21 protein-coding genes are annotated in these 21,043 nt (G+C 48.0%); 14 read left to right on the forward strand and 7 right to left on the reverse strand.

What is annotated here, in order from left to right; translation table 11 throughout:
* Window positions 1–5 precede the first annotated feature (5 nt).
* The 5 genes from CMR00_06415 to CMR00_06435 all read left to right on the forward strand — a co-directional run bounded on the left by CMR00_06415 (window position 6) and on the right by CMR00_06435 (window position 2,941).
* Complete coding sequence (locus CMR00_06415) at window positions 6–176, forward strand: hypothetical protein (protein ID PIO48148.1); 171 nt, start codon at window positions 6–8, stop codon at window positions 174–176.
* Between the two features lie 96 nt (window positions 177–272).
* On the forward strand, window positions 273–611 hold the full coding sequence (locus tag CMR00_06420; GenBank protein PIO48094.1) for a hypothetical protein: 339 nt from the start codon (window positions 273–275) through the stop codon (window positions 609–611).
* A gap of 51 nt (window positions 612–662) precedes the next feature.
* Window positions 663–1,010 carry a hypothetical protein gene (locus tag CMR00_06425; GenBank protein PIO48095.1) on the forward strand — a complete coding sequence of 116 codons (348 nt, stop codon included), beginning with the start codon at window positions 663–665 and terminating at the stop codon, window positions 1,008–1,010.
* A gap of 160 nt (window positions 1,011–1,170) precedes the next feature.
* On the forward strand, window positions 1,171–2,238 hold the full coding sequence (locus CMR00_06430; GenBank protein PIO48096.1) for a hypothetical protein: 1,068 nt from the start codon (window positions 1,171–1,173) through the stop codon (window positions 2,236–2,238).
* Window positions 2,195–2,941, forward strand: a complete 747-nt coding sequence (locus CMR00_06435; GenBank protein ID PIO48097.1) for a hypothetical protein — start codon at window positions 2,195–2,197, stop codon at window positions 2,939–2,941. The genes CMR00_06430 and CMR00_06435 overlap by 44 nt, the downstream gene beginning before the upstream one ends.
* Before the next feature lie 101 nt (window positions 2,942–3,042).
* Here CMR00_06435 and CMR00_06440 read toward each other — a convergent pair whose 3' ends face one another.
* Window positions 3,043–3,261 (reverse strand): hypothetical protein, encoded by a 219-nt coding sequence (locus CMR00_06440; GenBank protein ID PIO48098.1) that lies wholly within the window; start codon window positions 3,259–3,261, stop codon window positions 3,043–3,045.
* Between the two features lie 65 nt (window positions 3,262–3,326).
* Here CMR00_06440 and CMR00_06445 point away from each other — a divergent pair, with 65 nt between their 5' ends.
* Genes CMR00_06445 through CMR00_06455 form a run of 3 tightly spaced genes read left to right on the forward strand, consistent with a single transcriptional unit; the run spans window position 3,327 to window position 3,941 of the window.
* Window positions 3,327–3,446: a hypothetical protein gene (locus CMR00_06445; GenBank protein ID PIO48099.1), complete on the forward strand. Its 120-nt coding sequence runs from the start codon at window positions 3,327–3,329 to the stop codon at window positions 3,444–3,446.
* On the forward strand, window positions 3,394–3,567 hold the full coding sequence (locus tag CMR00_06450; GenBank protein PIO48100.1) for a hypothetical protein: 174 nt from the start codon (window positions 3,394–3,396) through the stop codon (window positions 3,565–3,567). Before CMR00_06445 ends, CMR00_06450 begins: the two co-directional genes overlap by 53 nt.
* Entirely contained in the window at window positions 3,567–3,941 is a 375-nt protein-coding gene (locus CMR00_06455; protein ID PIO48101.1) for a hypothetical protein, read from the forward strand. The genes CMR00_06450 and CMR00_06455 overlap by 1 nt, the downstream gene beginning before the upstream one ends.
* A 109-nt stretch (window positions 3,942–4,050) precedes the next feature.
* Here the strand turns inward: CMR00_06455 and CMR00_06460 are convergent, their stop codons facing one another.
* The 3 genes from CMR00_06460 to sdhC all read right to left on the reverse strand — a co-directional run bounded on the left by CMR00_06460 (window position 4,051) and on the right by sdhC (window position 6,871).
* Window positions 4,051–5,817: a succinate dehydrogenase flavoprotein subunit gene (locus CMR00_06460; protein ID PIO48102.1), complete on the reverse strand. Its 1,767-nt coding sequence runs from the start codon at window positions 5,815–5,817 to the stop codon at window positions 4,051–4,053.
* An 83-nt stretch (window positions 5,818–5,900) separates the two neighbouring features.
* Entirely contained in the window at window positions 5,901–6,404 is a 504-nt protein-coding gene (sdhD, locus tag CMR00_06465; GenBank protein PIO48103.1) for a succinate dehydrogenase, hydrophobic membrane anchor protein, read from the reverse strand.
* 23 nt (window positions 6,405–6,427) lie between these two features.
* On the reverse strand, window positions 6,428–6,871 hold the full coding sequence (sdhC, locus tag CMR00_06470) for a succinate dehydrogenase, cytochrome b556 subunit (protein PIO48104.1): 444 nt from the start codon (window positions 6,869–6,871) through the stop codon (window positions 6,428–6,430).
* 271 nt (window positions 6,872–7,142) lie between these two features.
* Here sdhC and CMR00_06475 point away from each other — a divergent pair, with 271 nt between their 5' ends.
* From CMR00_06475 to CMR00_06500, 6 genes are all read left to right on the forward strand, one after another.
* Window positions 7,143–7,730, forward strand: coding sequence for a hypothetical protein (locus CMR00_06475; GenBank protein ID PIO48105.1), 588 nt, complete (start codon window positions 7,143–7,145; stop codon window positions 7,728–7,730).
* On the forward strand, window positions 7,561–8,322 hold the full coding sequence (locus tag CMR00_06480; protein ID PIO48106.1) for a hypothetical protein: 762 nt from the start codon (window positions 7,561–7,563) through the stop codon (window positions 8,320–8,322). The genes CMR00_06475 and CMR00_06480 overlap by 170 nt, the downstream gene beginning before the upstream one ends.
* 159 nt (window positions 8,323–8,481) lie before the next feature.
* The gene (locus tag CMR00_06485; protein PIO48107.1) at window positions 8,482–8,994 is read left to right on the forward strand and encodes a septal ring lytic transglycosylase RlpA family lipoprotein; all 513 of its coding nucleotides are present in this window, start codon (window positions 8,482–8,484) and stop codon (window positions 8,992–8,994) included.
* A gap of 143 nt (window positions 8,995–9,137) precedes the next feature.
* A complete protein-coding gene (locus CMR00_06490; protein PIO48149.1) occupies window positions 9,138–9,968 on the forward strand; it encodes a short-chain dehydrogenase in 831 nt (276 codons plus the stop codon).
* A gap of 40 nt (window positions 9,969–10,008) precedes the next feature.
* Complete coding sequence (locus CMR00_06495; GenBank protein ID PIO48108.1) at window positions 10,009–12,837, forward strand: penicillin acylase family protein; 2,829 nt, start codon at window positions 10,009–10,011, stop codon at window positions 12,835–12,837.
* A gap of 191 nt (window positions 12,838–13,028) precedes the next feature.
* Window positions 13,029–17,492 (forward strand): glutamate synthase large subunit, encoded by a 4,464-nt coding sequence (locus CMR00_06500; protein ID PIO48109.1) that lies wholly within the window; start codon window positions 13,029–13,031, stop codon window positions 17,490–17,492.
* Here CMR00_06500 and CMR00_06505 read toward each other — a convergent pair.
* The 3 genes from CMR00_06505 to CMR00_06515 are packed head-to-tail and all read right to left on the reverse strand — an operon-like array spanning window position 17,467 to window position 21,005.
* Window positions 17,467–17,913, reverse strand: coding sequence for a hypothetical protein (locus CMR00_06505; protein ID PIO48110.1), 447 nt, complete (start codon window positions 17,911–17,913; stop codon window positions 17,467–17,469). The genes CMR00_06500 and CMR00_06505 overlap by 26 nt on opposite strands.
* The gene (locus CMR00_06510) at window positions 17,898–19,973 is read right to left on the reverse strand and encodes a hypothetical protein (GenBank protein ID PIO48111.1); all 2,076 of its coding nucleotides are present in this window, start codon (window positions 19,971–19,973) and stop codon (window positions 17,898–17,900) included. The genes CMR00_06505 and CMR00_06510 overlap by 16 nt, the downstream gene beginning before the upstream one ends.
* A gap of 6 nt (window positions 19,974–19,979) precedes the next feature.
* On the reverse strand, window positions 19,980–21,005 hold the full coding sequence (locus CMR00_06515) for an aldo/keto reductase (protein ID PIO48112.1): 1,026 nt from the start codon (window positions 21,003–21,005) through the stop codon (window positions 19,980–19,982).
* Window positions 21,006–21,043: the final 38 nt, after the last annotated feature.

Below are 21,043 nucleotides of genomic sequence, written 5' to 3' on the forward strand. Positions count from 1 at the left end.
TTTCAATCTGCTCGCAAGTCGAAGGTCGAACCATCTGCGCACTTGCCGATGGCGCAATGTGGCCCGTCCGATACAGCATTCAGCGATTCCGTGAGGAATACGAAAAGCACTGCAAAGCACCTGATTCCTTGCCACACGAATGGCGTTATGTCAATAAAGCAGCAAGTGGCGTGTGAGGCTTTAAGTCTTCATTTCTACCATTTGCAGCTCATGTTGAATATGAAACTAGAAACCGCCTTGCTTGTTGTGCTTGGTGCAGTTACTGCGTCTCAATGAAAGAAGTTCAGGTCTATACGCGCGTCAATAACAGGTGGAGCGGCGACTGTTTGCAGATTGAAGTGCGCTATCTACCCAGCGTCTATACAGCGAAAGCCACGATTTATCTGACGCATTCATTATCGAGCGATGAACGCACCGCTTTAGAGCAAACTGTGCTCAACATTTTCGAAGAGCGCTTGAAAGCTGACTTTAAGCGGCAACTGGAAGCCACAGAGGAAATCAGCGGCTTTTTAGAATCAGGAAGTTTGGTTAAACTCTCAGCATGTCTCTCGCGCTACATGCTGCGCGTCCTAGCTAATGCCTCATGCAAGTGGGACATTGCTATTGATTGACAGCGCCCGCTTGCCTCTAAACTTGACAACAGCAGAAAAACTTCAAGACAGATGAAGAGAAAACAGCATCACAACCGCCAAACTCACTCTGCAATAAAAACTTATCTCACCGTGCTGCTGCTCGTAGCCACATTTGGTGGCTGTGTAACTGGCTCAGAATTTCGTGAGACAGTTACAGACCGTAACGCCCGTGTGGTGCGTGTTGGCATCCCTGATGACCCGAGCAGTTTTTTTGGTATTGTCGGCTCGAATCTTGTACGCTACGAGCCCAATAATCTAGCCAATGAATTCAAAATCGATAGTTTGCGTGTTTCTTTTACGGCAAACATTCTCAACCGTGAAAGTCCTACAGGCTGGGGATTGCCCTGTGAAATTGTAAGCATTGAACGACTACCTTGACGCGCTAAATGTGATATAGCTCTTTTGCAGTTCATCTCGTGTTGCACTACCTTGTAATACTGCATTTTTCACTTAACTGTCAAGCCATGATGGTCACCGAAAGGGTTGGATTGAGCAGCGAAATTAAAACGATTTTTTATTAACCAAGTAGTATCCAGTTATGCCAAAGATTTTCATTGACGGCAAAGAGTACGAAGCCAAGCCGAAGCAAACGATTATTCAGATTGCTGATGGTATCAATTGCGGTGGTGTTGAGCAGGTCGATATTCCGAGATTCTGCTACCACCCAGCGCTCTCTGTTGCTGGCAACTGCCGTATGTGCCTTGTTGAAGTTGGCACACCCAAAATTGACCCTACCACAAAACAGCCTGTTCTCGACGAAAATGGCAAGCCCGTTATCATGTGGACGCCGAAACCGCTTACGGCTTGCTCAACTGAAATCTCCGATGGGATGCATGTCAAAACGCACCACACGTCGCAGATGGTGCGCAATGCACAGAAAGGCGTGTTGGAGTTTATTCTTATCAATCATCCGCTGGATTGTCCAACCTGCGACCAAGCTGGTGAATGTCCCTTACAGCAAACGACTTACAAGTACGGTCCCGAAGGCTCACGCTACGAATTTGAGAAGGTTCATAAACCCAAGCGTGTCGCATGGGGCGAAAAAATCACCTTTGATGGCGAACGCTGCATCAATTGCACACGCTGCGTGCGCTTCTTTGACGAATACACCAAGACCTTCGACTTAGAAATTGTCCAGCGCGGTTGGAATAACTACCCGAATCCTGCTGACCCAAAGACGCTTGATGCAAATAACTATGCAATGAACATCATTGACCTTTGTCCTGTCGGCGCCTTGACTTCAACTTCTCATCGCTTTAAGGCGCGCGTTTGGGAAATGTCTGCCACCGACACCATTGCTGTCAATGATGCGCGCTGCTCGAGTATTCAACTCTGGGTACGCAACAACAAAGTGATGCGCATTACAGCGCGCTACAATCCCCTCGTCAATGGGTACTTTATTTCGGATGACACACGCCTCAACTTCCACTGGGTTAATGACAACCGTGTAAGTGGTGCTCGTATCAAGGTCAATGGCACACAACAGCCAGCTGACTGGCATACCGCTCTGAACAAAGCAGCTGCACTTATCAAGCAATATAAACCCGAAGAAATTTTTCGTGATGGCTTCTGCCAAAGCTTCACTGGAAGCCAATTATCTTGCTAAGAAATTCGCCTTTGATGTTATCGGCACGCCACATCTCGATTTCATTGAGCATTTTGAAGGGGAAGATGATCATCTCCTGATTCGCGCTGATAAAACGCCCAATCGTTTAGGCTGTCAGTTGCTCAGTATCGAGAGCCGTGATATTGCTAGCGATGAGCTTGCTAGTGCCATTAAGCTCGGAAAAATTAAGTGCGTTATCGTCATAGAAGATGAACTTGAAACCCTGCTCTCGCTCGATACCTTGCTCAAGGTAGATACACTTATTGCGATGCCTTACAATGAAAGCGACTCTGTCAAGCGCGCTGATGTTGTCTTGCCTGCTGCTACCTTTGCTGAACTTATCGGCACGTATGTGAACTTTGAAGGAGTAATTCAGTTGGCGCGTCCTGCCAAAGCGCTCAAGCATCAAAATCGCGAACTGATGAAAGAAATGGCGCTCTCACGTCTTGACAAGCACGGCACGCAGTTCGACAAATGGCACACCGATGAAAATAAAGTCGATGCTAAACCCAGTTGGCTCTTGCTTACTGATCTTGCTTCGGCTCTTGGCGCCAAGTGGCAGTATGAGAGTGCTCGCCAAATTTTCAATGAAATTGCTAACCAGTTCCCCGTCTTTGCAGGATTGGACTATAAGAAACTGGGCAAATTTGGTGTCAAACTGCAGGTGCAACCTGCTCAAGATAGCTGGGCTACAGTGAGTTAGTTACAGCTTAATTCTCAAATGCGTTTGTGATGTTTCAATTTTAGGCAGGTAAAGTGTGAAACTTTTTCCACTAAATACTAATGTCTCAAGCTAACACAGCATCATCGTCTCTTCAGCCCGTTCAAGATTTTTGGAATACCAAAGCCTGTGGCACTCACTTTGTCAAAGACGAAAAAGAATTTTATGAAAAATATCGTGCCTTTCGTTACCAAGTAGAGTGACACATTCCGCAGCTTGTTCCGTTCCACGAAGCCAAAGGTAAATCGGTTTTGGAAATCAGGTGTGGCAATGCTGCTGATGGAGTTATGTTTGCACAGCATGGCGCGCTCTACACAGTGTTGATCTTACCCAAGCCGCTGTTGATGCTACACACAAACACTTTGCTGTGATGGGCTTAACAGGTTCATTTCAGATTGAGAATGCAGAGCAACTGAGCTTTAGAGACGAGCAGTTTGATTTTGTCTACTCGCACGGGTGTTTTGCACCACACCCCCAATCCGATTAACGCTTTCAATGAAGTCTATCGTGTCTTAAAACCTGGTGGCAAAGCTATCATCATGCTCTACCACAAGCACAGTTTTAATTACTATGTGCGAATCATGCTCTCGTGCGCTTGTGTGTTCTGATGAAAATTTTACAGCGCTGGGGAAAACACGATTCTGACCGTGCACAGCTTCGTGCCGCTCTTTCTGGTGTGCGTGGCAATCAAAACAAAAGTGTGTGGCAACTGCATTACGAAAATTTTCTGCGTCAGGGCTGGTCATATCTGAAACCCGAAAACTTTGTCCATCACTGCACGTGTGGACCAGAGTGCCCATTTGCATTTGTTTATGCTAAAAGCGACATCCGAAAACTCTTCTCTCGCTTTGCGCATCTTGAAATGAAAGTAGCTCACTTTCCACTTCGCAAATACCGTTTTGGTCGATGGATTCCACTCCAGCTTGAAAAATTCCTTGCGTCTCAACTCGGCTGGTATTTGTTCATTTTTGCAACCAAATAACAAGAAAGATAGGCTGTATTGTCAATCACTTGCACGTCTTTGCAATGAAAAAAGCGCACTCTGTAGAGTTCGCTTTTTGTGTTTCATGCTGCACCTGATTGACGATATTTTAGTACTTACGCTCCTTTGGCACAAATTTATCACGGTATTCCCAGTCGCGTTCTGCAAGTGCCATATTGACCGGCTTGAAAGAAAGTTCGGTCTGTCCATCCTCATGCACGAGGCAGAGCGTATGTTTGAGCCAGTTAGCATCGTCGCGTTTTGGGTAATCTTCGCGGGCGTGTGCGCCACGTGACTCTTTGCGGTGATAAGCGCCTTCAACAATAGTGGCGGAGTATTCAATCATAAACTCGAGTTCAACAGCATCCAGCAGGTCGGTGTTGAATTCCTTACCTTTGTCTTGCACCACCACATTCTTTGCGCGCTTACGCAGTGCCTTGATATCACGGCAGGCTTCAGCGAGCAATTCTTCTGTGCGGAATACTCCGACTTTATCCATCATCATTTGTTGCAAGTCTTCACGCACTTTACCGATGCTTTCGCCTTGTGTGCGGGAGAGAATTGCATCGAGTTTTTCACGCACTTTCTTATCTGCATTCTTTTGCAGCGGCATTTTGCCTTTGGTTTCCTGCACAAACTTGACCATGTCTTTTCCTGCACGCCGCCCAAAGACAATCAGGTCTAAGAGAGAGTTCGTGCCTAAGCGATTTGCGCCATGCACCGAGACGCACGCAACTTCACCTGCAGCCCAGAATCCGACTTTTACATCGTTTTTGTCGTTGTAGACCACTTTGCCATCAATGTTCGTTGGGATACCGCCCATCGCGTAGTGACAGGTGGGCTGTACTGGAATAGGAGTCTTTGAGGGATCGACGCCGAGATAAATTTTAGCAAAGGTTGAGATTTCTGGCAGCTTGGTTTCAATTTGCTTGAGTGTGAGGTGCGTGAGGTCAAGATTGATGTAGTCTTTGTTTTTGCCGACGCCACGACCTTCGCGTACTTCAAGATACATAGAGCGTGAAATCATATCGCGCGGCGCAAGGTCTTTGACCGTTGGCGCATAGCGTTCCATAAATCGCTCCCCCGCCGCATTGCGCAAGACACCGCCTTCTCCGCGTGCACCTTCTGTTACTAAAATGCCTAAGCGATAGAGGCCTGTCGGGTGGAATTGCACAAACTCCATATCTTCCAGCGGAATGCCGTGCTGCATTGCAATTGCAAGACCATCACCAGTATTTGCATGTGCATTAGATGTGGTTTTGTATGCTCTGCCAAATCCACCCGTGGCAAACATGACAGCTTTGGAATTGAACAGGTCAATATCACCCGTGCGAATGTTGTAGGTAACCACGCCGCAGATAACACCATCCGTTTCGCAAAGGTCCATCACTTGAAACTCATTGTAGAAGCGTACCTTGCGTTTGATGCATTGCTCGTAGAGTGTATGCAGACAGACATGTCCTGTGCGGTCAGCAGCATAGCAAGCACGTCGGACAGGCGCTTCACCGAAATTGCGCGTGTGTCCACCAAACGGGCGCTGTGCAATTTTACCTTCTTTGGTGCGTGAGAACGGCACACCAAAATGCTCCATTTCAATGATTGCGCGTGGTGCGTCGTTGCACATGACTTCAATTGCATCTTGGTCGCCTAGATAATCTGAGCCTTTAACGGTATCAAAAGCATGCCACAACGGATAATCTTCTTCTTCGTTGCCTAATGCCGCACAAATTCCGCCCTGTGCTGCCCCCGAGTGCGAGCGCAGCGGATGCAATTTTGAAATCACTGCTACATCGCAATACTCTGCAGCCTCTACCGCAGCACGCAATCCAGCTAAACCTGCACCGACAATGACAATATCATGATTAAACACTGACATAGTACTACTGTTAATTTGAGTTTGTTTATGAGTTATTTACACCTGCCTAAAACATTGCCTATGAGTTGCATGTTGGCTCATGCTTATGGCAGCACTTGACTGAGGCTGAAACTCGGCGGATTGTATGGTCCTGCCGTCAGCACTGTTTGTGCACCAATCACAAAGAGCGAGAGCGCTAGCACCCAACAAGTGGCAACCAGCGTCAGGCGCAAGCCTTTGTTCTTGGCATAATCATCAATAATGTTGAGCAGACCATTGAAGCCATGATAAAGCCCGAAGATGAGAAAGAGCAAATCAAAGACCTTCCAAAGTGGATTCGAAAGACGCTTGGTTACTTTTTCGTAAGTGATAATATGCTCACCAAATTTCGGGTCGCTAATCATGCCAGCTTCAACCGCTTTTTTGTATTCAGGATATTTTTCGGCGTAAGTTGCACGAATTTGCCTGTATTCTTCTTCATCGGCAAGATAATCGGTTGGCATGTGCTGCACCCAGAAGTGCCCAATGAGCGTGGCAAGCAGGAGCACACCTGAGACACGCTGGAAGAACCAACCGAACGCACCGCTTTTCTTTGCTTCTCGTTGCATTGCACTAAACTTCCTTTCTCAATTTATTTGAAGAGTGGCGTAATAAAATACGGGGCGAGAATCGGATAGCCGCCCAGCAGAATAATGAGGGCCGAAAGCGCAAGCGTCGCATAAAACATACGTTTCTGCTTTGGCGACCAGCCCAAGAAGTCCACCATCACAATGCGAAAGCCATTGATGGAGTGATAAGTAACGATAGCAAGCAAGGCAAACTCGCCTAGTTTGAAGAGCGGGCTTCGATATGAACTCATCAGGGCATCGAATTTAGCAGGGTCGTAGAGTGCACGCAATCCAAAAATGTGAATGACAAGATAGACGACCATTCCAATTCCTGAAATGCGGTGCAAAATCCATGCCCACATGCCAGGACGCCATTTGTATTCAAGTATGCGTTGCACAGCGCCTTGGAAGCCAGCGAAGTAGGGAAGTTTCGCGGCGGTTTTCGGATTTTCAGTTTCTACTGCCATACTACTTTACTACCTTTCTCTGATAAAACGGTTTCTGAAGTTAGAGTTGAAGATGCCTTGGTGGCTTGCTGTACCAAGCCGCAGGCTACACGTCTTGAAATTTACTTTTCTTTTCAGCTAATCCAAAGTATCTCTCGAAATAAAACTTGTTCAAATCGTCAGCAGATTTTGCACTCTATCTTTATGTAACAACCATGCCTACATTATCGCTGCTGCGTGCGGACATTTGCTATATTTACAGTTTAGCTTTGCCCAAGTCATACATGCTGAAATGATCTTGCAATCTCGACGGGCGGAAATTGCTTTAGTTTATGCAGTCGCCTTTTTTCAAGGTATTGGCAATATCGTGTTCCCTGCCAGTGCCACCATATTCAAAACGCATCATGGCTTTAGCGATAGCAATTACGGTCTGCTCTACCTTGCCATGATTTTCTTTGCTATCAGCAGCTCTCTTACTGCTGCCTTTCTTGTGCATCGACTGCCGCTGAAGACCATTTTCCTCATCGGCACATTTGGCTATACACTCTCGCAACTTTTGCTTGCGCTAAGCTACCCAGCACAAAGCTATGCCCTCGTGCTGCTTTCGATTTCTATTCTGGGCATCGGATTTGGCTTTACAGGCACTGCCGTTAATTTCTACCCAACGCAATTTTTCCCGACACACCGCGATGCTGCAATTATCTTCGTGCATGTGGCTTTCGGCATTGGCGCTACACTTGCTCCTACACTGCTGGCTTTTGCACAAACTTTTTTTTGGCTGGGCGTCCTATCCTGCTGCCGCCTCACTTCTGCTCTTTGCACTTGCAATTGTTTCTTTCACCTTACCACTTCAAGCCAACATCCCGCATGCATCTTCTAACAACGCAACGCCAAGCGTTCCATTCGGACTTTGGCTCTTCTGCATCGTTGCCGTACTCTACGCTCTGTGTGAAGCTACATTTTCAAACTGGTCGGTGATCTTTCTTGTGGAGACAAAAGGACTATCCTTGTCAAGTGCAAGTTCAGGGCTTTCAGCATTCTGGTTTGCACTGACTTTTGGACGGCTTCTGGCTTCGATACTTGCCCGTTCTCTTGGCGCTGAAAAAATCTATCTTGTTTTACCACCGATGATGGCACTGGCGTTTTTACTTACACCAATTGTCAATAGCGAGTCGAATCTGCTCTTGTGCTTTTTACTTGCTGGCTTTGGATGTTCTGCGTTTTTTCCGCTCAATGTTAGTCTTGCCATAAAATACTTCCCAGAGCAAGCTGCTATGACAGGCGGATTGATGAGCGCATTTGTGATGCTTGGCATTGGCATCGTGTCGTATGGCATCGCACCTCTGCGGCAACATCTTGCCCTCGAGAAGATTTATCTTTTCTCATCAATTTATCCCATTCTGGCTATGCTGCTTGGTTTTGCGCTTGTCAAAAAATTTTCGCGCCTTCATGCCGTTCAATCTACTTCTTAAAGGAAATCACTTATCGCTATGCAGATCGCTCACTGTTCAGGACCGCTCGTTCGCCTCACTCATCAACATGCAGCAACTAGATCACAGTCTATGCTCTCTATCGACCGTTGTTTGATGCATTATCTTGAATTTTGTCTTGGCTGATAAATTCTCAATACCATGCGCGTGACACTTCGCCTCTCTTTCCCACTTTTGCTCTTTGCGCTTTTGTTCAGCGCTTTGAGTTGCCGCTCGGTTGCGCGTTTTACTTCCTCTGCAAAGACGCCTTCTGAAAATTCATCCGCAGCGCGCACAGCTTCTTCAGCACAACCGACAAGGTCTGCACTCAACAACCCTGCTCAATCCATTACCGAGTCTTCAGGCTCGCAGATTGTCTCGTCCGAAGAAGGCATGGCGTCTTACTACGCCGCACAGTTTCATGGGCGGCGCACCAGCAGCGGTGAAATTTTTGACGTCAATGCCATGACGGCTGCACATCTGAATCTACCTTTTGGCACACGCGTACGCGTAACTAATCTTTCCAACAACAAAAGTGTGATTGTGCGCATCAACGACCGCTTGCCGCCTAACAACAAAAGTCGCATTATTGATCTCTCGCCTGCTGCAGCACGTCAAATTGAAATGATTCAAGCGGGCGTGGTGAAAGTCAGAGTGGAAACACTTTCAAATTAAATGGCGCATCTTGCCGACTTTGCTAGCTTCACGCTGGAACCTACACGGCTTTGAGCCTCTCTTTTGTGACACAAGGACCGTGGAGCAAAAAACTTTGCTATCTTGTTTTAGTTGTTATCGCAAAACAAAAAATTAAAGCTGTAATGAAGGGGAAATTTTGCATTGTCACGGGCGCAAACTCTGGCATCGGGTTCGAGAGCGCAAAAGCCTTAGCCAAAATGGGTGCACGTGTGGGCTTACTTTGTCGAACACAAGCCAAATGCGATGACGCCAAAGCGGCAATTCTTCACGCTGTGCCTGATGCTGAATTGGATACTTTCGCTGCTGACCTTTCTTCGCAAGCAGAAATCCGACGGGTTGCTCAAGAAATTAAACAGACTTATCCTAAACTCGATGTTCTGCTCAACAATGCTGGGATTGTCGAAAACGAGCGCAAGCTCTCTGTTGATGGTATCGAGATGACGTTTGCAGTCAATCACCTTGCGTATTTTCTGCTTACGAATTTGCTTTTGGAGCATCTCAAAGCGGCTGCGCCCTCACGCATTGTCAATGTCTCCTCTGCTGCACATTTTGGTGCCCGCATGGATTTTGACGATCTTCAGGGTGAAAAAAGTTACAGCGGCTGGCGTGCTTATAGCCAATCGAAACTGGCTAACATTCTCTTCACGATTGAGCTTGCTCGTCGACTTGAGGGCACAGGTGTAACGGTCAACGCTCTGCATCCTGGTGTGATTGGCACAAAACTTTTTCGCAACTTGGGTATTATCAATACGCTTGCTGGCATTTTTCTTACAAGTCCTGAAAAAGGCGCAGAAACATCGGTCTATCTTGCCTCATCGCCCGATGTTGAGGGCATTACAGGCAAGTATTTTGACAACAAGCGCATGGTCTTGCCTTCGAGCGCGGCCCAAAATCTTGCTGACGCCAAACGCCTCTGGGATATTAGCGCAGCACTAACTCACCTTTCGGACTGACTTCATGAGTAACCTTTTGTAGTAGCATCACTGACTTTCAATGAAACTGCTTCGTCTTTTTCTTTGGCTGTTTGCTTCGGGTGGCGCATTCTATGCTCTAAGTGCATTCTTTGCACCACTGCCGCCCTTAGGTAATTTTTTCAATCCGTTTTCGGGCTTTTGGACAAATAACCGTGCCTTGGACTCTTTGCCTAAGCAATTATCTCTCCCGCAACTCGAGCACCCTGTTGATGTTGTCTGGGATGAGCGGCAAGTGCCTCACATTTTTGCTAAGACACCCCATGACCTTTACTTTGCACAAGGCTATCTTACTGCGCGTCATCGCCTGTGGCAGATGGAGTTTCAGGCTTTGGCTGCTGTGGGGCGCCTCTCGGAAGTGATTGGTGCACGCGCTGTGGAGTTCGACCGCTTTCGGCGCCGCATTGGCATGCCTGACTTAGCTAAAATTGCTGCCAAGAACATCGTGCTGCATCCTGACACGCGTCTTGCAGTCTCTGCTTACACGGATGGGGTCAATGCGTGGATTGAATCGCTAACGGCACAAACCCTACCTATTGAGTATAAACTCTTGGACTATCGCCCCGAAGAATGGTCGATTGAGAAAACCGCCGCACTTTTTGCAAGTTTTTCTTTTGACCTCACTTTTCGTAACAGTGATGCAGCTTTCACAAAAGCAGAAGTTCTACTCTCCAAAGAAAAACTGCAAGCAATTTACCCGATTCATCCACCGTATGCAGAACCGATTGCCCCATGCGCGCTGATGCGAGCCGTTCAGCCTAACGCCCCTACCTTCGACTCGCTTTCACTTCCAATCCAATCCGACAGCGCACGCGCCTTGCCCCATGACACACTTCGCTCCACCGACAACAATCGCTCCTCCCTGGAAGACGATTTTTTCTTTGGTAGCAACAACTGGGCGGTATCAGGCAAGTATACGGTAAGCGGCTATCCCATACTCTGCAGCGACCCACACCTGAGTTTGAATCTACCCTCAATTTGGTATGAAGTCCAGCTTGTCTGCGACAGCGCGGGCATCAATGTCTATGGGGTCTCGGCACCATCACTGCCTGGCGTTATCATTGGCTTTAATCATGAGATTGCTTGGGGATTGACTAACGCAGGCTCTGATGTGCTCGATTGGTATGATGTCAAGTTCGATGAACGCACGCGCCAGACTTATCGCTATGGCAACGAGACCTTCCCGATTGAGCGCGTCGTTGAAGAAATTAAAGTGCGTGGACGCCCCAGCATCATTGACACCATTTATTACACACGCTTTGGACCCATTCCATACCTTTCTACGGACAGCGTCTTTGACGCGCGTGTGCCCAAAGGTAAAGCCCTGCGCTGGCTTGCCACAGAATCCAACAACGAGCTTTTGACTTTCCTTAAACTTAATCGTGCTAAGACTTACCGTGATTACCTTGACGCACTTTCGCATTACAACACACCCGCACAAAACTTTGCTTTTGCAAGCAAGTCGGGCGACATTGCCATCTGGCACAATGGGAATTTCCCGATTCGCAAGCCGTATCAAGGTGCAAGCATTTTAGATGCCACCGACCCTGCAGCACTGATGCCATCACGCCTTGCACGCAACGACCTGCCGCACCTTTTCAATCCAGAGCGAGGCTTTGTCAGTTCAGCTAACCAACAGCCCAGCGACTCTGCATATCCTTACTACTTAGGATGGGACTACGCTGCCTTTGAGCGCAGTGCCCGCATCAATGAGCAGTTAAAGGAATGGATTGCAAAAGGCAAGCTCTCACCAGAACAAATGATGTCGCTGCAAACTGACAATGTCAATCTCTATGCGCGTCTTATCTTGCCTACACTTCTCAGCGCTTTATCTTCTGCTTCACTTTCTACGCTGGAACAAAAGTGCCTCGATGAACTGCGCCGCTGGAATTTTGAGTATCGCCCTGACCTTATTGCACCTACGATTTTTGAAGCCTTTGCTACTGAACTTAGTCATACCATTTGGGATGATGATTTACCCAATGCTCTCCCGCGCCCGATGCGCAATGTTACGGCTGCACAAATTACAGGCAGTGCCACTGTTTCTTTTCTTGACGATACCCGCACGCCTGTGGTAGAGACGCTCTCAGACCTTACCGTTGCTGCCTTTCGTGCGGCTATTGATACACTCACGCAACGCTATGGCGACTTCGGCGAAAACTGGAAATGGCGGGAGATACGCAAAACGACAATTCAGCACCTTGCACGCCTAAGTGCCTTTTCACGCATGCTGCCTACATCCGGCAATTACAATACCGTCAATGCCACCGCCGAGCGCTTTGGTCCTTCGTGGCGCATGGTGGTACAACTTGGCGATACCATGAAAGCGTGGGGCATTTATCCGGGCGGACAATCTGGTAATCCGGGCTCACCGTTCTACGATAATTTTATCTCTGACTGGGCAGATGGGCGATATTATCCACTGCACTTTTTGCGCTCTGCAAACGATGTAGGTCAAGGCACATTGAGCAAATTTGTCATGTTGCCCGGTGAAGGTACTGGCAATTTTTTCATGAAGGCTTGGGAAGGATTGATTTCAGCTTGGTGGCTTTGGTGGCTCATTGCGTTTATTGTCGCTCTGCTTTTGATATCACGGGCATGGCTTGGCTTCGTCGTTGGTGCGGTGCTCGTTGGTGGTGTTTGGCTCGGCATTGCACTGTCTTTACTTGGCAGTACCAGCGATTTGATTGCAACTAAAATTGCAGTGCTGCTGCAGTTGCCCAGCCCAAGTTTGCTTGTGGTCGCTACAGGTATCCTTGGCTTTATTATCGGCGGGCTTGGTGGCGCTACAGGCAGTGCACTTCGCACCTTGCTTTTGCTGAAAGCACCACCTGCTAAGGCATCTGCATAGCCTACACCTCAATTTGCATTTACACCACGGTGGACTTGACAAAACCATAAAAATTTTTCTTATTTCTTTACCTGCACATTTTCCAATTAGCGTTAGGCACGTTCGGCTGCACACAGCTTTTCTTTGCTTGTCTGCCTTGCACAATGAGAAGTCGAGCAACTTCCTAGAACAGTTCCAAATCGTTCAGAAGCATGGAAAATATGATCTATCGTGAGGAGAAATCGGCGTGTGGGGTTGGCTTTCTTGCCAGTCGGCATGGGCTTGCAGCGCGTGCGCACTTAGACCAAGCCCTTGCGGCACTGTGCTGTATGGAACATCGTGGTGCCTGCGGTGCAGACAGACTTTCCAGCGATGGTGCAGGCATCATGACCGATATTCCTTTCGAGCTATTTGGCTACGAGAAAGGTTCGGTGGCTATTGCGGCGCTGTTCATTCCGCTTGACGCTGAAGGACGTCGACTTGCGCTAAAAATTTTGGCGGATACATTCAAATTCTTTGGTCTGCAAATTGAAGCCTATCGTGATGTGCCAATCAACCCGAGTGTGCTGGGCAACGATGCGCGTAAATCCATGCCGTTTATCACACACGTCATCATTCGTCGCCCAGAGCATTGCCGTACAGATGATTCATTCAACAAATTACTCTATGCAGCTAAGCAAGCAACGCGTCTGCGCGTCAGCGACCAAGGTCTGAAGGAATTCTTCTTCGCCTCCATTTCCACCAATACGATTGTCTACAAAGCGCTTACCACAGCAGATAAACTTGCTGACTTTTATCTTGATCTCAACGATGCGCGCTATAAAACGCGCTTTGTGATGTTTCATCGGCGTTTTAGCACCAATACGCGCACAGCATGGGATAAGGCACAGCCGTTTCGTCTTATTGCACACAACGGTGAAATCAACACCATTGCTGGCAACCGCTCATGGGGCTTTTCACGCGAAAATGTTCTGGGCTTGCGTGAAGGCGAACTCCTCACGCATCATGGCATCAGCGATACCGGCTCACTTAACGAAATGGTCGAAGCCTTGCTCTATCGCAGCAGCATTCCTAACATTGCAGATGTGCTCGCGATTCTTGTGCCGCCTGCTAATAGCACTAAACCCTTCTACAAATTCTGGTCGCGAGCCATGGAGCCATGGGATGGCCCAGCGTTTATCACATTTTCTGATGGCAAATACGTGGGCGCACGGCTCGATCGAAATGGCTTTCGCCCTTGCCGCTGGGCTATGACCGACACCCATTTTTATCTCTCTTCTGAAGCAGGCTCGTTTAATCTCGATGACAGCACTATTCTTGCTAAAGGCACACTGCAAGCAGGCTCTGGTGTCGTGATGAACTTGGAGACAGGCGAGATTGACTTTACTGACCCTGCAGATTCACCTGAGTATCGTGACGCAGTGTTTGACACACACCTTTTGCACGCAAAAGCCTTGACTGTTCAAGGTGCACCGCCCTCACTTGAGCAACGCAAAATTTTTAGCTGGTCGCAAGAAGATGAACAGAAAGTGCTGATTCCCATGATTTTGACCGGCAAAGAGCCTATCGGCTCTATGGGCGACACGGCGCGCCTTGCCATTTTCTCTGATGAACCGCGCAGTTTCTTTGACTACTTCTATCAACACTTTGCCCAGGTTACTAATCCCCCTGTAGATTACATCAGAGAAGCTATGGTCACCGATTTGTCTGTAGAACTCGGCAAAAAGCCAAATATTTTTTCTACGAAAGAACTTATTCCTCCGCCGCTTGGCATTGAGCTATCGAGTCCTGTGCTCTCGCTTGGTAAAATGGCGTTTGTGTCGTCATTCAAGCGTGGTTCTTCTCATTCGCCTGATTCGCGCCTTCTTGCAGAAGAGTTGGATACGACTTTTTCACGCAGTGCAGGCGCTATCGGTGCGCGGGCAAAACTTCATGAACTTGGCAAAGCTGCAATTGAAGCCGTCAAACAGGGCGTTTCTATCATCATTCTCTCTGACGCTGCAGCATCGTTTGCGCGTCCCTCGATTCCTATCCTGCTCGCACTACGTGCCGTCATTCAGGCACTTAACAATGCTGGTTTGAGATTAGCTGCTTCTCTTGTGGTGCACTCAGGCGAAGTCTGCTCCATTCATCATCTTGCTTGTCTCATCAGTTTTGGTGCAAGAGCAGTTTGCCCGTACCTTGCACTATCACTTGCTCGCTTTGGTAGCTCACCCGCACTAGATGCTCTCTCACCTGATGTACGTGAAGCTAACCTTATCAAAGCGCTTGAAATCGGCTTACTCAAAGTGATGAGCAAAATGGGGATTTCAGTTGTCAAGAGCTATCAAAGCTCTATGCTCTTTTCAGCAGTGGGTTTGGGCAAATCACTTATCGAAGAGTTCTTCCCCGGGCTCTTTTCACCAATTGGTGGTCTGGAATTCGACGATGTCATTGAGCAACGTCTGCACCATACGGCACTTGCTTTTGCACGCGAAGGACTGCCACACACCTTCCAATACAAAGAGCATCATGTGGGTACTGAAGGTGAAAAGCATTCTATGACGAATGCGCGCTCGAGACTCGTTCATAGACTTGTTCGCCAGACCCATACAGCAACAGATGAGCGCACCCTCTATCAGGCCTATCTCAAGCTCGGTGAAGACGCTGAGCCTGTCAACATTCGTCATTTGCTTGATTTGAAGCATGCACGGCAGCCACTTGCACTGAGCGATGTGCAATCGCAAGAAGACATTCTCAAGACCTTCGGTGCTGGCGCAATGAGTTTTGGGGCAATTAGTGCCGAAGCGCAGCGCGATATTTTTCTTGCGATGCAAGAGATTGGCGGGCGCTCCAATTCAGGTGAGGGCGGCGAAAATCCGTACTACTTCAAAGAAGGTATCACCGCGCATACGAAACAAGTTGCCTCAGGGCGGTTTGGCGTAACAGCAGAGTATCTGATTTCAGGCAAAGAAATTCAAATTAAAATTGCGCAAGGTGCTAAGCCCGGTGAAGGTGGTCAATTGATGGCAGCTAAGGTTAATGCTGACATTGCAAAGGCGCGCCACTCCCTTACTGGCATTGATCTGATTTCACCGCCACCTATGCACGACATCTACAGCATCGAGGACTTGAAAGAACTCATCTACGAATTGCGACAAGTTCACCCCACCGCTAAAATCAGTGTCAAACTCGTCTCAGGCGTCGGCATCGGCACGATTGCAGTAGGTGTTGCTAAAGCTGGCGCCGATATCATCCACATCTCTGGCTGTGATGGCGGCACTGGCGCCGCGGCTCTCTCATCTATGAAACATGCTGGCTTGCCGTGGGAATTTGGCTTATTGGAAGTCCATCGCACCCTGCTTGAAAATCAACTGCGACAAGCTGTGCAACTGCGCACAGACGGCGGACTCTTCACTGGCAAAGACATCATCCTTGCAGCAATTTTAGGCGCAGAAGGCTTTGAGTTCGGCAAACTCTTGCTCGTCGCTGAAGGCTGCGTCATGGCTCGCATCTGCGAAAAAAATACCTGTCCCACTGGTATTGCCACGCACGATCCAAAATTCAAAGCCAAATACAAAGGTCATAAAGACCATATCATCAAACTGTTGCGCTTGCTGGCTAATGAGGTACGTGAGCATCTAGCACAACTTGGCGTGCCAACGCTCCAAGACTTGATAGGCAGAACTGACCTGCTCACAATCAATGAGCGATGCCTATCGCTTATCAATGAGCGTAAGCTCGACTTGAGGTTCTTCTTGGGCGGTGAGCCACCCTACTTGCACAGTCAAGCTTCTGCACCCAAAGGCATTTTCAATGATGGTATCAGTGCACTTAACCAACGCATTCTGCAAGACGCTCAACCTGTCTTAGATGCCTTTGAGCGTGGTAAATTCCTGTCCTTAGCACTTACTTACGAGATTCGTCCAACTGACCGCGCTGTACTTGCGACACTTTCAGGTGAAATTGCACAGCGCATTCGCTGCAAGCGCCAGCAAGAAGGCTTTGCTTCAGATGAAGTTAAATTTCTCGGCAAACTCCACTTCACTTTCAAAGGCAGTGCCGGTCAAGGCTTCGGGGTTTTCCTCACTGATGGGATTTATGCACGCCTCGAAGGTGAAGCCAACGATTCGGTCTGCAAATCTATGTCTGGCGGCAAGGTGGTGATTGTCCCAAGTTCCTCAGCACGATTTACGCCAGAGACAAATGCGATTATCGGCAACTGCGCGCTCTACGGCGCTATAGGTGGAAAACTTTTCGTGCGCGGGCATGCTGGGGATCGCTTCGCTGTGCGTAACAGCGGCGCAATTGCCGTCGTCGAAGGTGTTGGACTGCATGCTTGCGAGTATATGACCAACGGGCTCGTTGTCGTTCTTGGCAAATTGCTGCAGAACTTCGGCGCAGGCATGACTGGCGGCAAAGCCTATCTTTATCGCCCCAATCAAATTTTCATCAATCATCAATACCTAACGATGCTTGAACTCACGCCAAGCGATGAAGAAGAACTGCACGCCCTGCTTACTGAATATGCTGCCGACACAGAGAGCCAGACTGCCATACGCATCTTGGAAAATTGGCAAAGCGAAAAGACATCTTTTGTAAAATGCTTACCCATAGCACTGGCAAAATCAAGCACCGTTCTACCAGCTCAGGTTGAAATGAACAGCTCAACTAATTCTTTGGTAAGAGGCGCGTGAGAGGATAACGCCCTTGTCGCAGGACGACCATATCGGTGATAAACGTTTTCAGTTTGCCCTGTAACCAAAGCGGCAGCTGGTCGCTATAATGTGCACTCATGACATGACCGCTGTTGCCACCTGGAAGAATGCTGCGGAAGTTTTTCTCCGAAAAATCTATCACGCGTCGTGAGCTTGCACCTAACTTTTGTGCAGCGTCAATCAATGTTAATCCCGTGCTGTCTGAAGTGCGATAATGATATTCGCCGTTGTTGATTGTGGTTGAACTCCCTGCTGTTTTGAATGCACCTAAATTGAAAATTTTGCCCAGCGAATTTTCGCTTCCGTCTTTTGCTTTCTGACCAAACACATGTCGCACCGTTAATTGATGCACCTTGCCCCATTGCCACTCGGCTTCATTTTCGCCTAACTCTTTTCGCAAATTGCAATCGCCTCATCAAAACTTTTGCGAACTATATCGTCGCGTGTTTCTATCTCTGGTGTTTGCACATTATCAAACCATGAGTTATAGCGTACAACTTGCACCATCAGGGAGTCGCGCAGCTCTGTGCTCAGTGTAGAGTCAGCCAGCAGTTTTGCCATCACGCGTGTCGGGGCATTGACAAGTGAGAGATAATTCTGAAAGAGTTCTTCGCCTAATTCATCACGCAGCGTATTGCGCAAAAGTTGTTTGAACCACTGGGCGTAAATTGTTGCCGCAATTGAGGTTTCAGTAAAATCGGCATTCCAGTTGCGCAAAAATTGAATCGGCTTTTGATGCTCTGGCAGCACATCACTTGCTAAGGCACTCAGCAAAAATGGTAGCATCTGTCGGGCATGTGGAGAGACCACATCCGATTGCATGCGCTCAAAATCACTGCTGGTGAATTTGTCTTTGCTTTGCAAAAGTTCTGTGATACGTTCGGCTCGGCTTGACGGTTCCCATAGCGATGAGATGTAGTACTTGTAGCTATCAGGCATGATTTTGTTGTTTGCCGTGACAATCATGTCAGTTGATGGATTGTAAAGCGACGGCAATTCTTCAAAGGGTACATAGCCTTGCCAATCTTGTTCTGGCTTTGAGGCATTGCGCAAAAGAAACCCTTGCTGATCGCGCCGAATAGGCAATTTACCTGCCGCTTGATAGCCAATGTTGCCCTCACGATCAGCGTAAAGGAAATTTTGTCCAGGCAGTGCATAGTGCCGTAGTGCGTTGCGAAAGTCTTGCCAATTTTTCGCTTTGAGCAATTCTAAAAACGTGCGCGCTTCATCAGATTGCTCTAAGCCCGTCCACTTCATCGAAATAACATAGCTCCCCAGAAGCGGCGACGATGAACCTTGATAGCCTGCATAGATGTCGTTAGGAATTACTACCCCATGCTTTGACAGACGCACTTTGAGTGGCACAGTAATTCCACCCTTGACTTTGATTTCCTCGAACATTTCCTGAAAGGTTTCGCTCGAGTCGAGTGAGACAAAGAAATCGCAGTCATCGATCATCATGTTAGTTAAGCCCCAAGCGATGTTGTCCGTTTTACCTAAGACGATGAAGGGCACACCGGGCAGTGAGCACCCTGCAGCATTGATGCCCGCACGTTCACAGTAGAGCTGCAGCTCATACCAGCGTGCAGGTGCAAGAAATCCCAAGTGCGGATCGTTCGCTAAAATCGCTTTGCCAGTTGCTGACTTTGAGCGTGTAACTGCCCAACTGTTGCTGCCAATGTGAGAGCCTAAGGTTCCCGAAAATTCACGATAGGCTTTATCTGCTCTGTGCAAAGCATTGAGCACATTTGCCATTTTCTTCAGCGAATCGACAGTGACAGGGACAATGGTTGGCTTATTCTTAGGATAATCGGGATAGAGGCTCAGTGCTTTTTCGTAGCCGACTTTGGCAGTCACATCAGCGAGCGCAACATCAATATGCCACGCAATGTTGAGTTCCCAGCCCATCAGGCGTACAATTGCAAGGCAATCCTCAGGTTTCCATTCTGCAGGCTCATATTGCAAGATGTCGAACTCAATTGGCAGACTGGCTTTTTTTTCTCTAACATGTTGCAGATAAGCATTGACACCTTTGGTGTAAGCCAGTAAGGCGCGTCGACTGTCTTCTGAGAGCGTCGACGTTTTCCAAAGTGAATCTGCCAGTCGACGCAGTCCGATTGTGCGAAAGAGTTTATCAAACGTAAGTGTGGATTCACCTAAGATTTCGGCAAGCTCACCTTTTGCAGCTCGACGCGAAATATCCATTTGCCACAGCCGCTCACGTGCATGCACAAATCCTTGCGCAAAGAACAAATCATCTTCATTATCTGCTTCAATGTGTGCTACGGCATACTCATCGTAGTAAATTGTGACAGGCGCATGGAGCCCTTGCAGCTCAAATGCCGTGTCATATTTCGGCAAGGATTTATGCAAAATTACATAGAGTGCAACTACCGCACCGATACTGATAAAGAGCAAGGATAGTGAAAGACCAATGATGATTTTGACGCTGTTTTTCATTGAGCGTTAGTCGTAGCGAAGTTGAATTTTGTCATACAGCCCGCCAAATAGGCTTAGCCTGACGGCATCAGTTTTGTAGAAATCGTGTGGGAAGCCTAAGTCAATCTTGCTGACTTCATCGAGTTTAGCCATGGCTTCATCAGGCAGTGTGAGGCTTAGTGCACCGAGATTGTCGCGCAGTTGTGCTTCGGTGCGTGCACCGATAATCGGAATGACTTCTTGCTTAGGGTATTGACGCGACCACTGAATAGCAACTTGCGACGCACTGACGCCAAGCTCAGATGCAACCTGTAATACGACTTCGGCAATTTTATTAGCGCGCTCAGAACGACGCGAACTGTGCTCGGGCAGCCGACCTGATTCGTTATGGAGGTATTTTCCTGTCAGTGCCCCGCCACCAATTGCTCCCCAAGGCGTAACCGTTAGCCCAAAGGCTTTTGCCATCGGTAGCAATTCACGCTCTGGCGTGCGTTGCAAAAGGCTATACTCAATCTGCAAAGCCACAAAACTTGTCCAGCCTCGAAGTTCTGCCATGGTATTTGCTTGCGCAATTACCCACGCAGGTGTATCAGAAATGCCAATGTAGTGCACCTTACCTTGTCGCACCAGATCATCCAAGCCACGCAAAATTTCATCAACAGGTGTCGTTGCATCCCATATATGCAGCCAAAGCAAATCAATGTAGTCAGTGTTGAGACGTTTAAGACTTTGCTCAACAGAGCGCATCATATTTTTGCGATGATTGCCACAAAAGTTAGGGTCATTCATTCGATCGTAAAGTGAGTACTTCGTCGCTAGCACAAAGTGATCACGATCGCTTGCAATAAACTCACCGACAAGCTTTTCGCTTGTACCTTCCGTATAGCGATTGGCTGTATCTATAAAATTGCCGCCTGCATTAGCATAGAGTTCAAAGACACGCTTGCTTTCTTCCCTATCTGAACCCCATTTCCATTCTAATCCAAACGTCATTGTCCCAAGTGAGAATTCTGAGACTCTCAGACCAGACTTCCCAAGAAGTTTGTATTTCATTGTCTGATTCATTGTTTGAAGAATTGGACTTTTTCACT

Origin of the sequence: [Chlorobium] sp. 445 (genome assembly GCA_002763895.1) — a bacterium.
Taxonomy (GTDB): domain Bacteria; phylum Bacteroidota; class Chlorobiia; order Chlorobiales; family Thermochlorobacteraceae; genus Thermochlorobacter.